We start from the raw sequence: 12417 nt of genomic DNA on the forward strand, positions 1-12417 counted from the left end.
CAAGACGGATCTGTGGATAAACGGGGGATATTTTTTATTTCACGGACAGGTAAAACCCACATGAATCAGAGTCTGCTGGTGACAAAGCGCGACGGTACTACCGAGCGTATCAATCTGGACAAAATCCATCGAGTTCTCGACTGGGCAGCAGAAGGACTGAACAACGTATCTATCTCCCAGGTTGAACTGCGCTCCCACATTCAGTTCTACGACGGCATCAAAACGTCTGATATCCACGAAACGATCATTAAAGCAGCGGCAGACCTCATCTCCCGCGAAGCACCGGATTATCAGTACCTGGCTGCACGTCTGGCGATTTTCCACCTGCGTAAAAAAGCCTACGGTCAGTTTGAGCCGCCGAAGCTTTACGATCACGTGGTGAAAATGGTTGAGCTGGGCAAATACGACACGCATCTGCTGGAAGACTATACGGAAGAAGAGTTCGAGCAGATGAACGGGTTTATCGATCACTGGCGCGACATGAACTTCTCCTACGCGGCGGTGAAGCAGCTCGAAGGCAAATACCTGGTTCAGAACCGTGTAACCGGTGAGATCTACGAAAGCGCCCAGTTCCTCTACATTCTGGTGGCTGCCTGTCTGTTCTCTAACTACCCGCGTGATACCCGTCTGGATTACGTGAAGCGTTTCTACGATGCGGTCTCCACGTTCAAGATTTCTCTGCCGACGCCGATCATGTCTGGCGTGCGTACCCCAACCCGTCAGTTCAGCTCCTGCGTACTGATCGAGTGTGGTGACAGCCTGGATTCAATCAACGCCACCTCCAGCGCCATCGTGAAATACGTCTCCCAGCGTGCCGGTATCGGCATCAACGCCGGTCGCATCCGTGCGCTGGGCAGCCCGATTCGCGGCGGTGAAGCGTTCCACACCGGCTGTATCCCGTTCTATAAACACTTCCAGACGGCCGTAAAATCCTGCTCTCAGGGCGGCGTGCGCGGCGGTGCTGCGACCCTGTTCTATCCGATGTGGCACCTGGAAGTGGAAAGCCTGCTGGTTCTGAAAAACAACCGTGGCGTGGAAGGCAACCGCGTGCGTCACATGGACTACGGCGTGCAGATCAACAAGCTGATGTACACCCGTCTGCTGAAAGGCGAAGACATCACCCTATTCAGCCCGTCCGACGTCCCGGGCCTGTATGACGCGTTCTTTGCCGATCAGGACGAGTTCGAGCGTCTGTACACCAAATACGAAAAAGACGACAGCATCCGTAAGCAGCGCGTGAAGGCGGTAGACCTGTTCTCCCTGATGATGCAGGAACGTGCCTCTACCGGCCGTATCTACATCCAGAACGTTGACCACTGCAACACCCACAGCCCGTTCGATCCGGTGGTTGCGCCAGTGCGCCAGTCTAACCTGTGCCTGGAGATCGCCCTGCCGACCAAACCGCTGGAAGACGTGAACGACGAAAACGGCGAAATCGCGCTGTGTACGCTGTCCGCGTTCAACCTGGGCGCGATTAAGAGCCTGGACGAGCTGGAAGAGCTGGCCGTGCTGGCGGTTCGTGCGCTCGACGCCCTTCTGGACTACCAGGATTACCCAATCCCGGCCGCTAAACGCGGTGCGATGGGCCGCCGTACCCTGGGTATCGGCGTGATCAACTTCGCCTACTGGCTGGCGAAAAACGGCAAGCGTTACTCTGACGGCAGCGCCAACAACCTGACGCACCAGACGTTCGAAGCGATTCAGTACTACCTGATGAAAGCGTCCAACGAGCTGGCGAAAGAGCAAGGCGCGTGCCCGTGGTTCAACGAAACCACCTACGCGAAAGGCATTCTGCCAATCGACACCTACAAGAAAGACCTGGATGCGATTGTCAGCGAGCCGCTGCACCTCGACTGGGAAGGCCTGCGCGAGTCCATCAAGACTCACGGCCTGCGTAACTCCACGCTCTCTGCCCTGATGCCGTCTGAGACCTCTTCGCAGATCTCCAATGCCACCAACGGTATTGAGCCGCCGCGCGGCCACGTCAGCATTAAAGCGTCGAAAGACGGCGTGCTGCGTCAGGTGGTACCGGATTACGAGACGCTGGGTGACAACTACGAGCTGCTGTGGGAAATGCCAAACAACGACGGCTACCTGCAGCTGGTGGGTATCATGCAGAAGTTTATCGACCAGTCGATCTCTGCCAATACAAACTATGACCCGACGCGCTTCCCGTCAGGCAAGGTCCCGATGCAGCAGCTGCTGAAAGACCTGCTCACCGCCTACAAATTTGGCGTGAAAACCCTGTACTATCACAACACCCGTGATGGTGCGGAAGACGCGCAGGACGACCTGGTACCGTCAATTCAGGACGATGGCTGCGAAAGCGGCGCATGTAAGATCTAATGAAGGGCGGGGATATCCCCGCCTTTATTTCGTAAGACAGGACACACTCATGGCATATACCACCTTTTCACAGACGAAAAACGACCAGCTCAAAGAGCCGATGTTCTTCGGCCAGCCGGTCAACGTGGCACGCTACGATCAGCAAAAATATGACATCTTCGAAAAGCTGATTGAAAAGCAACTCTCCTTCTTCTGGCGTCCGGAAGAAGTGGACGTATCCCGCGACCGTATTGACTACCAGTCGCTGCCGGATCACGAAAAACATATCTTCATCAGCAACCTGAAGTACCAGACGCTGCTGGACTCTATTCAGGGACGTAGCCCTAACGTGGCGCTGCTGCCGCTGATCTCGATTCCTGAGCTGGAGACCTGGGTGGAAACCTGGGCATTCTCCGAGACCATTCACTCCCGCTCTTACACGCACATTATCCGCAACATCGTGAACGATCCGGCGGTTGTGTTTGACGATATCGTCACCAACGAGCAGATCCAGAAGCGCGCGGAAGGCATTGCTCACTACTACGACGAGCTGATCGAGATGACCAGCTACTGGCACCTGCTGGGCGAAGGCACCCACCACGTGAACGGTAAAACCATCACCGTGAACCTGCGCGCGCTGAAAAAGCAGCTGTACCTGTGCCTGATGAGCGTCAACGCTCTGGAAGCGATCCGCTTCTATGTCAGCTTCGCCTGCTCCTTCGCCTTTGCCGAGCGCAAGCTAATGGAAGGCAACGCCAAAATCATCCGTCTGATTGCCCGTGATGAAGCCCTGCACCTGACCGGCACCCAGCACATGCTGAACCTGCTGCGCAGCGGTACGGACGATCCGGAGATGGCGGAAATCGCTGAAGAGTGCAAGCAGGAGTGCTACGACCTGTTCGTGCTGGCCGCTCAGCAGGAGAAAGAGTGGGCAGACTACCTGTTCCGCGACGGCTCCATGATTGGCCTGAACAAAGACATCCTGTGCCAGTACGTTGAGTACATCACCAACATCCGCATGCAGGCTGTTGGTCTCGACCTTCCGTTCCAGACGCGCTCTAACCCGATTCCGTGGATCAACACCTGGCTGGTGTCCGATAACGTGCAGGTTGCGCCGCAGGAAGTGGAAGTCAGCTCTTATCTGGTCGGTCAGATTGATTCTGAAGTCAACACCGACGACCTGAGCAACTTCCAGCTCTGATGTCACGCGTCACGTTAAGTCTTTCCGGCACTGAGGTACTGTGTCGGGAGGAGCACCCTTCTCTGCTGGTGGCTCTTGAGGCGCATCAGGTAGAAGTAGAGTACCAGTGTCGTTCCGGCTACTGCGGCTCCTGCCGCTGCCGTCTGGTCGCCGGCCAGGTGGACTGGCTGACCGAGCCGCTGGCTTTTATCAATGAAGGGGAAATTTTGCCCTGCTGCTGCCGGGCAAAAGGCGATATAGAGATCGAGATGTAAAAAAGGGCCTTACGGCCCTTTTTTCTATTTTAAGAACGTCACCGCTTTATCCGGGAAATCCGTAAACAGTCCGTCCACGCCCGCCTGCTTATACAACACTTCATAAAGCTGATTCACGTCCGTGGCATATGGCGGCAGCTGGTCTGCACGCACGGTATACGGGTGCACCTGCATCCTGCTGGCGTGCGCCTCTTTCACCATCGCAGTCAGCTTCACATGACCAGGCGTTGAACCTTCCGCCACCAGCATGTGGTAATCCGGCCCGATGCCGTCGGCGTACTGCGCAATCTGCTTCATCGCGCCCGGCTTAAACATCCAGTCGTAGCTGTAGTTAACCCACTTCCCGTCCGGCTGCTTCTCCTGGGTTTCATTCCAGTCGGTATAGGCAATCAGCTGCACCAGGTTGAGGTTCATGCCCATCTTCGGCTCCAGCTCGGTTTTGATGCGCTTCAGCTCGGCGGCATCAAAACACTGCAGGTAGACCTTGTCCCTCTTGCTGGTGTAGCCGTACTGTTTCAGCACCTCCAGCGTCTTCGCGGCAATGTCCTTCCCTTCCTGATGGTGGAACCACGGCGCTTTGATTTCCGGATAGATGCCGATGTTTTTACCGGTTGAGTGGTTCAGCCCCTGAACAAACTCAATCTCTTCCTGGAAGGTATGGATCCGGAAGTCAGATTTGCCCATCGGGAAACGTCCCGGATAGACCTGTACCTTCTTGCCGTTTTCAATCTCGAAGCCTTCGGTAAACTTCAGGGAACGGATCTCCGCCAGCGTGAAGTCGATGGCATAGAAGCGGCCATCTTTGCGCGCGCGGTCCGGGAAACGATCCGCCACGTCCGTCACGCGGTCAAGATAGTGGTCATGCAGGACGACCAGCTGGTCGTCCTTCGTCATCACCAGATCCTGCTCCAGATAATCCGCGCCCTGGGCATAGGCCATCGCTTTCGCCGGGAGCGTATGCTCCGGCAGATAGCCGCTGGCGCCGCGGTGGGCAATAACAATTTTATCCGCCGCCAGCGCGGAGCCTGTCATCAGGCCCGCCAGCAGCAGGCCGGTTGCAAGTTGGGTAAATTTCACCGCTAAGCTCCTTATTGACGACGCGCCAGCACTTCCGCGTGGTGACGTTTCTCACCGATCATCACAACAATCAGCAGCAGTACCGCCAGCACGCTACCGCCTATCATCACCATAAAGCCGCCGTCCCAGCCGAAGAAGTCAACGGTGTAGCCCACGATGGCGCTCGCCGCGACCGAACCGCCCAGGTAGCCGAACAGGCCGGTAAAGCCCGCCGCCGTGCCCGCCGCTTTTTTCGGCGCCAACTCCAGGGCATGCAGACCGATCAGCATCACCGGACCGTAAATCAGGAAGCCGATGACGATCATGCAGGCCATATCTACTGATGGGTTGCCCGGCGGGTTGAGCCAGTACACCACGGTAGCAATGGTCACCAGGGTCATAAAGAACACGCCCGTCGCGCCGCGGTTGCCTTTAAACACCTTGTCCGACATCCAGCCGCAAAGCAGCGTGCCCGGGATCCCGGCATATTCATACAGGAAATAGGCCCAGGAGGATTTATCCAGCGCGAAGTGCTTCACCTCTTTCAGGTAGGTTGGGGACCAGTCGAGGATGCCGTAGCGCAGCAGGTAAACGAACACGTTCGCGACCGCGATGTACCACAGCAGCTTGTTCGGCAGCACATACTTCATGAAGATCTGTTTAGCGGTCAGCTCTTCTTCGTGCTCCTTGCTGTAATCATCCGGATAGTCGTTTTTGTACTCTTCAATCGGCGGCAGGCCGCAGGACTGCGGCGTGTCGCGCATCAGGGCGAAGGCAATAATCGCCACCAGAATGGCGCCAAAGGCAGGCATATAAAGCGCCGCATGCCAGTCGTTGAACCAGGCCATCCCCAGCAGGAACAGCAGAGGCGGAATACCGCCGCCCACGTTATGGGCGCAGTTCCACACCGACACGATGCCTCCGCGCTCTTTCTGCGACCACCAGTGCACCATGGTACGCCCGCACGGCGGCCACCCCATCCCCTGGAACCAGCCGCAGAGGAACAGCAGCACGAACATGATGGCAATGCTGGAGGTAGCCCACGGCACAAAGCCCATGAACAGCATGACCGCGGCCGCCAGGATCAGACCGGCGGGCAGGAACACGCGCGGATTCGAGCGATCCGACACGGAGCCCATGATGAATTTGGAAAAACCGTAGGCGATGGAGATCCCCGACAGCGCGAACCCCAGATCGCCGCGGGAGAAGCCCTGCTCCACCAGATACGGCATGGCGAGCGCGAAGTTTTTACGTACAAGGTAGTACGCCGCGTACCCGAAGAAGATCCCCAGGAAAATTTGCCAGCGCAGACGGCGGTATAGCGGATCAATTTCTGCCTCTGGCAGACGCGCCCTGTGCGGCGCAGGTTTGAAGATACTGAGCATAACAGCCTCCGTGGCCTTGAAATGAATGAGCAGGTGGCTCGCACCTGAATTCCAGAGGCGGGGATGTTAAGAAATCACGGTGATTGTTACTGTGAATCAACGCACAGAATGTTACAGAAATATGACAGAATGCGCAAAAAAGCGCATGAAATCACGTTTCACTTTCGAATTTCGCGCGTTTATGTTCGAAATCAAACAAACCACACAATTGATATGGCTAAATGATAAAAAAACGAACATAGAGGGTAAACAATGACCATTCACGATCCTCGTTACAGCGATGTGATAATCATTGGCGGTGGCGCAACCGGCGCCGGGATCGCACGCGACTGCGCCCTTCGCGGCTTAAGCGTCACGCTGCTGGAGCGCCACGATATCGCCACGGGCGCAACCGGGCGTAACCACGGCCTGCTGCACAGCGGAGCGCGGTATGCGGTTACCGACGGTGAGTCCGCGCGCGAATGTATTGCTGAAAACCAGATCCTCAAGCGTATCGCCCGCCACTGCATTGAGCCAACCAACGGCCTCTTTATTACTCTTCCCGAAGATGATCTCGCCTTTCAGGACACCTTTATTACCGCCTGCACTGCGGCGGGCATTCAGGCTGAGGTAATGGACCCGGCGCTGGCGCGGCGGCTGGAACCGTCGGTTAACCCGGCGCTTATCGGCGCGGTAAAAGTGCCTGACGGCACCGTTGACCCCTTTCGCCTGACGGCCGCCAATATGCTGGACGCCCGCGAGCATGGCGCGCGCATCCTGACCGGGCACGAAGTGACCGGGCTTATCCGCGAGGGAAACCGCATCTGCGGCGTACGGATTGTTGATACGCAATATAACGAACACAGCGAACTGTATGCCGCCGTGGTGGTCAACGCGGCGGGGATCTGGGGGCAGCGCATCGCGGAATACGCGGACCTGTCGGTGCGCATGTTCCCGGCGAAAGGCTCGCTGCTGATCCTCGACCACCGCATCAATAACCACGTAATTAACCGCTGCCGCAAACCGTCAGATGCCGATATTCTGGTGCCGGGTGACACCATCTCATTAATCGGTACGACCTCAACCCACGTGGACTATAGCGAGATTGACTACAACCGCGTAACCGCCGAAGAGGTCGACATCCTGATGCGCGAAGGGGAAAAACTGGCCCCGGTGATGGCGCAGACGCGTATTCTGCGCGCCTACGCAGGCGTGCGTCCGCTGGTCGCCAGCGATAACGATCCGAGCGGGCGTAACGTCAGCCGGGGCATTGTGCTGCTCGATCACGCCGGGCGTGACGGCCTGGACGGGTTTATCACCATCACCGGCGGCAAGCTGATGACCTACCGCCTGATGGCCGAGTGGGCGACCGATGCCGTCTGCCGCAAGCTGGGCAATACCGAACGGTGCGTGACGGCAGAACAACCCCTGCCCGGCTCGCGTCAGTCCACCGAAAAAACGCTGCAAAAAATCATCTCCCTGCCCGCGCCGCTGCGCGGATCCGCTATTTACCGCCACGGCGACAGAACGCCGCAGTGGCTCGGTGAAGGGCGCCTGAGCCGCAGTCTGGTGTGCGAGTGCGAAGCCGTCACCGCCGGTGAGGTGCAGTACGCGGTGGAAAATCTGACGGTTAACAGCCTGCTCGATCTTCGCCGCCGCACCCGCGTCGGAATGGGTACCTGTCAGGGCGAGCTGTGCGCCTGTCGTGCCGCCGGACTGCTGCAGCGCTTTCATACCACCACCGCTACCCAGTCGCTCGATCAGCTCAGCGCGTTTTTAAACGAGCGCTGGAAAGGCATCCAGCCTGTCGCCTGGGGCGATGCCCTGCGCGAAAGCGAATTTACCCGCTGGGTCTACCAGGGGCTTTGCGGTCTTGAGAAGGAGCAACGCGATGAAATTTGATACCGTAATCGTCGGCGGCGGGCTGGCAGGCCTGCTCTGCGGCATCAGGCTCACCAGGCAGGGGCTGCGCTGCGCCATTATCACACGGGGCCAGAGCGCCCTGCACTTCTCGTCGGGCTCGCTGGATCTGGTGGACGAAACGTACCGCGATAAGCTGCCGCCGGAGCACCCCTATCACCTGATTGGCGCGCACAACGTTGACCGCTTTGCGCTGGAAACCGAAGCGCTGCTGGCGGACTGCGGCGCGCGTCTGAAGGGGAGCGCCCGGCTCAATCACCAGCGCGTCACGCCGCTCGGTACCTTACGCTCTGCCTGGCTCAGCCCGGAGGAGGTGCCCGTTGCGCCCTTCAATGCCGCGCGCGTCCGGGTCGTGGGTATTAGCGGTTTTTTGGATTTTCAGCCCCATCTCGCGGCGGCGTCGCTTTGCCGCCAGGGGATCAATGCCGAAACGGCAGAGATAGAACTACCTGAGCTTGATGTCCTGCGCGATAACCCGAGCGAGTTTCGCGCGGTGAATATCGCCCGATTTCTGGATAACGAGGACAAATGGCCGCTGCTGTATGACGCGCTCAGGCCCCTCAGCGACAGCTGTGACGCCCTGCTGATGCCCGCCTGCTTTGGCTTACGCGACAACCGGCTCTGGCGCTGGCTATCGGATCGTCTGCCCTGCTCGCTCGGCCTGCTGCCAACGCTGCCTCCGTCCGTACCCGGCATTCGTCTGCATACCCAGCTCCAGCGCCAGTTTGTCGCACAGGGCGGCGTGTGGATGGCGGGTGATGAGGTGAAAAAAATCACCCTGACCGACGGCGCGGTGAGCGAAATCTGGACGCGCAACCACGACGATATTCCGCTTCGTGCGCGCTATACGGTGCTGGCAAGCGGCAGCTTCTTCAGCAACGGGCTGCTGAGCAGCCGGGAGGGTATCCGGGAAGCTATTATGGGACTGGATGTTCGCCAGCATGCCTCCCGCGCGGACTGGTATCAAAGTGATTTCTTCTCGCCGCAGCCCTGGCAGCAGTTCGGCGTGATTGTCGATAACCACCTGCATCCGCAGCTTGCCGGTAACCCCGTCAGTAATCTCTTTGCCATCGGCTCGCTGCTGGGCGGGTACGATCCTATTGCTCAGGGGTGCGGTGGCGGCGTCTGCGCCGTCACGGCGCTGTATGTGGCAGAGCAGATTAGCCAGCGCACGGAGGCTGAACAATGAACAATACCCGTTTTGAAAGCTGCATCAAATGCACGGTGTGTACCACCGTCTGCCCGGTCAGCGGCGTGAACCCACGCTATCCCGGACCAAAGCAGGCCGGACCGGACGGCGAGCGCCTGCGGCTGAAGGACGGCAAGCTATACGATGAAGCCCTGAAATACTGCATCAACTGCAAACGCTGCGAAGTCGCCTGCCCGTCGGATGTGAAAATCGGCGATATTATCCAGCGCGCCCGGGCGCGCTACAGCACGCAAAAGCCGTCGCTTCGTGACGCAATCCTGAGCCATACCGATCTGATGGGCAGCGTCTCTACGCCGTTTGCCCCGCTGGTGAATGCCGCGACCTCTCTCAAACCGGTGCGCCAGCTGCTGGATGCCACGCTGAAGATAGACCATCACCGCAGCCTGCCGAAATATTCTCACGGAACCTTCCGCCGCTGGTATAAATCCGTCGCGGCGAAACAGGCTCAGTACGCCGAGCAGGTGGCCTTTTTCCACGGCTGCTACGTGAACTACAACCACCCGCAGCTGGGTAAAGATCTGCTGAAGGTGCTGAACGCCATGGGAACGGGCGTTCAGCTACTGAATAAAGAGAAGTGCTGCGGCGTACCGCTGATCGCCAACGGGTTTACCGATAAAGCGCGCAGGCAGGCTCAGAGCAATGTCACCTCCCTGCGCGAAGCGATTGTCGATAAAGGTATTCCGGTGCTGGCGACCTCTTCCACCTGTACCTTTACCCTGCGCGATGAGTACCCGCATCTGCTGGACGTGGACAACACCGGACTACGCGAGCACATCGAGCTGGCGACACGTTTCCTGTGGCGCAAGCTGGACAGCGGGCAGACATTGCCGCTGAGGGAATTACCCCTGAAGGTGGTGTATCACACACCTTGTCATATGGAGAAGATGGGCTGGTCGCTCTATACGCTGGAGCTGCTGCGGTTAATCCCGGGGCTGGAGCTGACGGTGCTGGACTCGCGCTGCTGCGGGATTGCGGGAACCTACGGCTTTAAGCGTGAAAACTACGAAACGTCGCAGGCGATTGGCGCCCCGCTGTTTTGTCAGATTGAGGAGAGCGGCGCGGATATTGTGGTGACGGACTGCGAAACCTGCAAATGGCAGATTGAGATGTCCACCAGCAAGCGCTGCGAACATCCGATTACGCTGCTGGCAAAGGCGCTCGGCTGAACATGGCCGGGGCGAAAGGCCCCGGCACAGGCGTTACTCCACGAACAGCGACTCAACCACGTTAATCCAGCCGTGCTCGCTGGCCACCTCTTTGCCATTCAGCCAGCGGCGCAGCATGTTCAGCGCCATCATGGCGCATACCTCCTGACGCACCGCCAGGCTGTGGCGGGTAATGCTCATTTTCACCCGCAGGGCGTGGGTGCCCTCGGGCGTCGCCAGCGCGAAGTTGAGGTGTTCTTCATCCAGCCCGCCGACGAACAGCGCCAGACCGGCAAAATGCTTCACCCTTCTCTCGGACGCCCAGCGGGCGGTCTGCGCCAGAGTCTCCTGCTGGAACGGCACCACTTCGCTGGCCAGCAGCGGCGCGTTGACGCGCGACAGCTGAAGTGCCAGCAGGCCACCGGTGAACTGCTCGCTTAAGGTCACGCTGAGCTGACGCGCCTGCAGCTGCTTCGCAATCAGCGCGGGCAACCCTTCCGTACCTTCAAAGATCAGGCTTTCGCCAGCCACGCGCTGCACCTCGGGCCACAACGCCAGCATCGCCTCTTTCTGCTCGGCCGGGCCTGTCAGCTTAAGTTCAATGATCGGCATGGAGGAGCGATAGCCCATGGACACGCCAGGCGGCAGCGGAAGGTGATCGAGGCTCTGGGCCAGATCGCTTTCCGAGCGGCCAAAGGTGGTCAGACGCAGGCACAGCGGCGGTTCCGGCAGGGTAAAACGCTGGCGAAGGCGCGGCAGGATCTGCTGCTCGACCATCACTTTAAATTCTGAGGGCACGCCCGGCGTGAAGAACATCAGGCAGCGGTTCAGCTGCATGGCAAATCCACACGCGGTACCCACCGGGTTATCGACCAGCTCGGCGCTGGCGGGAATTTCAGCCTGTTTGCGATTGCTGGGGGCCATGACGCGGCCACGTTCGGAGAAAAAGCGCTCCATCTGCGAGAGCCACGCCTCATGCAGCACCAGCCCTTCGCCTTTTGCGGTCGCGGCGGCCAGCGCGCTGAGATCGTCACTGGTAGGGCCGAGCCCACCGTTCACAATCAGCACGTCACAGTGCTCACTGCGTTCACGCAGAATAGCGACCAGTGACTCAAGATTGTCGCCCACCGTATTGCGGCGCGTTAACGGTAATCCTTGCTCAAAGAAAAGATCGGCAAGCCAGGCAGCATTGGTATCAATAATTTGTCCATGCAGCACTTCGTCGCCGGTGGATAACATCTCCACGTTAATCATTATGTTCTCCCGCTTATTTGGTCAAAACACTATAACGCAAACGCGGGGTGGATAAGAGAGAAACTGGCGCGGCAGAATGCCGCGCCGGAGTGATTAGAAGCCTGCGCTAACGCCCACGTACGGGCCGTCGGCCAGCGCGTTGTCGCGGTTGCCGTCTTTACCGGCCAGGTTCAGATAGCGATAGCCCGCTTCGATGGTAATCGGACGCATGATGGTCCAGCGCGCGCCGGCGTTAGCCTCTTCATAGCTTTCGATACCGCTTGAGAGGGAGTCCGGCGAATAGTAGTACTCACCAAACAGGCCGAAGCTGTCGCCAATTTTCCACTGCAGGCCGCCGCCCACTGCCGCCGCGTACCCTTCGTCACCGTCATTTGGGTTGGTATAGATACCTTTACCGCCGACGGTGGCCAGGAACGGGCCAAGAGGAACGTTGAGACCCAGACCGAGGCTTGCCGCGTCGCCGTCATCATCGTTATGCGTCCAGCCGCCGGTCATCGCCAGACCGGATGTCTCGGTACCCATGCCAAAGCCCAGGTGGGTATAATCCTGACCCGCCGAGCCGTTAATGCTAATGGCGTTAGCCGCCGCAGATACAACCATCAGGCCGAAGCCCAGTAATGCCGCTTTTTTCATTGTCGTGATCCCGCACAATTATTATAAAGGAGTCCCAAAACCGCGAGATTTTAAC

At 58.6% G+C, this 12417-nt stretch carries 10 protein-coding genes; 6 read left to right on the forward strand and 4 right to left on the reverse strand.

Annotated elements, in window-relative coordinates; all coding sequences use genetic code 11:
• Positions 1-60 precede the first annotated feature (60 nt).
• From nrdA to yfaE, 3 genes are read left to right on the forward strand one after another with little or no spacing between them, the layout of a single operon-like run.
• Positions 61-2346 (forward strand): class 1a ribonucleoside-diphosphate reductase subunit alpha, encoded by a 2286-nt coding sequence (gene nrdA / locus FOY93_RS15315; protein WP_045908710.1) that lies wholly within the window; start codon positions 61-63, stop codon positions 2344-2346.
• A gap of 49 nt (positions 2347-2395) precedes the next feature.
• Positions 2396-3526: a class Ia ribonucleoside-diphosphate reductase subunit beta gene (nrdB, locus tag FOY93_RS15320; RefSeq protein WP_047074992.1), complete on the forward strand. Its 1131-nt coding sequence runs from the start codon at positions 2396-2398 to the stop codon at positions 3524-3526.
• Positions 3526-3780 (forward strand): class I ribonucleotide reductase maintenance protein YfaE, encoded by a 255-nt coding sequence (gene yfaE / locus FOY93_RS15325; protein ID WP_008500234.1) that lies wholly within the window; start codon positions 3526-3528, stop codon positions 3778-3780. The genes nrdB and yfaE overlap by 1 nt, the downstream gene beginning before the upstream one ends.
• Before the next feature lie 24 nt (positions 3781-3804).
• Here yfaE and glpQ read toward each other — a convergent pair whose 3' ends face one another.
• A complete protein-coding gene (gene glpQ / locus FOY93_RS15330) occupies positions 3805-4857 on the reverse strand; it encodes a glycerophosphodiester phosphodiesterase (protein WP_143345339.1) in 1053 nt (350 codons plus the stop codon).
• Between the two features lie 11 nt (positions 4858-4868).
• A complete protein-coding gene (gene glpT, locus FOY93_RS15335) occupies positions 4869-6221 on the reverse strand; it encodes a glycerol-3-phosphate transporter (protein WP_045354273.1) in 1353 nt (450 codons plus the stop codon).
• A gap of 252 nt (positions 6222-6473) precedes the next feature.
• Here glpT and glpA point away from each other — a divergent pair, with 252 nt between their 5' ends.
• The 3 genes from glpA to glpC are packed head-to-tail and all read left to right on the forward strand — an operon-like array spanning position 6474 to position 10496.
• Positions 6474-8102, forward strand: coding sequence for an anaerobic glycerol-3-phosphate dehydrogenase subunit A (gene glpA / locus FOY93_RS15340; protein ID WP_143345340.1), 1629 nt, complete (start codon positions 6474-6476; stop codon positions 8100-8102).
• Entirely contained in the window at positions 8092-9309 is a 1218-nt protein-coding gene (gene glpB, locus FOY93_RS15345; protein WP_143345341.1) for a glycerol-3-phosphate dehydrogenase subunit GlpB, read from the forward strand. The genes glpA and glpB overlap by 11 nt, the downstream gene beginning before the upstream one ends.
• Entirely contained in the window at positions 9306-10496 is a 1191-nt protein-coding gene (gene glpC, locus FOY93_RS15350) for an anaerobic glycerol-3-phosphate dehydrogenase subunit GlpC (RefSeq protein WP_143345342.1), read from the forward strand. Before glpB ends, glpC begins: the two co-directional genes overlap by 4 nt.
• A gap of 33 nt (positions 10497-10529) precedes the next feature.
• On the opposite strand, the gene FOY93_RS15355 is transcribed toward glpC, so the two are convergent.
• Together FOY93_RS15355 and FOY93_RS15360 are read right to left on the reverse strand one after the other, a co-directional pair.
• The gene (locus tag FOY93_RS15355; protein ID WP_143345343.1) at positions 10530-11729 is read right to left on the reverse strand and encodes a nicotinamide mononucleotide deamidase-related protein YfaY; all 1200 of its coding nucleotides are present in this window, start codon (positions 11727-11729) and stop codon (positions 10530-10532) included.
• A 93-nt stretch (positions 11730-11822) separates the two neighbouring features.
• A complete protein-coding gene (locus FOY93_RS15360; protein ID WP_115875883.1) occupies positions 11823-12362 on the reverse strand; it encodes a YfaZ family outer membrane protein in 540 nt (179 codons plus the stop codon).
• Between the last annotated feature and the right edge of the window lie 55 nt (positions 12363-12417).

The organism is Enterobacter sp. 18A13 (assembly GCF_007035975.1).
In the GTDB taxonomy this organism is placed as follows: Bacteria; Pseudomonadota; Gammaproteobacteria; order Enterobacterales; family Enterobacteriaceae; genus Enterobacter; species Enterobacter vonholyi.

What these genes read in the sequence shown, in the direction of transcription:
- nrdA (WP_045908710.1), top strand. Translation starts at nt 61, where the DNA reads ATGAATCAGAGTCTGCTGGTGACAAAGCGCGACGGTACTACCGAGCGT.
- nrdB (WP_047074992.1), top strand. Translation starts at nt 2,396, where the DNA reads ATGGCATATACCACCTTTTCACAGACGAAAAACGACCAGCTCAAAGAG.
- yfaE (WP_008500234.1), top strand. Translation starts at nt 3,526, where the DNA reads ATGTCACGCGTCACGTTAAGTCTTTCCGGCACTGAGGTACTGTGTCGG.
- glpT (WP_045354273.1), bottom strand. Translation starts at nt 6,221, where the DNA reads ATGCTCAGTATCTTCAAACCTGCGCCGCACAGGGCGCGTCTGCCAGAG.
- glpA (WP_143345340.1), top strand. Translation starts at nt 6,474, where the DNA reads ATGACCATTCACGATCCTCGTTACAGCGATGTGATAATCATTGGCGGT.
- glpB (WP_143345341.1), top strand. Translation starts at nt 8,092, where the DNA reads ATGAAATTTGATACCGTAATCGTCGGCGGCGGGCTGGCAGGCCTGCTC.
- glpC (WP_143345342.1), top strand. Translation starts at nt 9,306, where the DNA reads ATGAACAATACCCGTTTTGAAAGCTGCATCAAATGCACGGTGTGTACC.
- FOY93_RS15355 (WP_143345343.1), bottom strand. Translation starts at nt 11,729, where the DNA reads ATGATTAACGTGGAGATGTTATCCACCGGCGACGAAGTGCTGCATGGA.
- FOY93_RS15360 (WP_115875883.1), bottom strand. Translation starts at nt 12,362, where the DNA reads ATGAAAAAAGCGGCATTACTGGGCTTCGGCCTGATGGTTGTATCTGCG.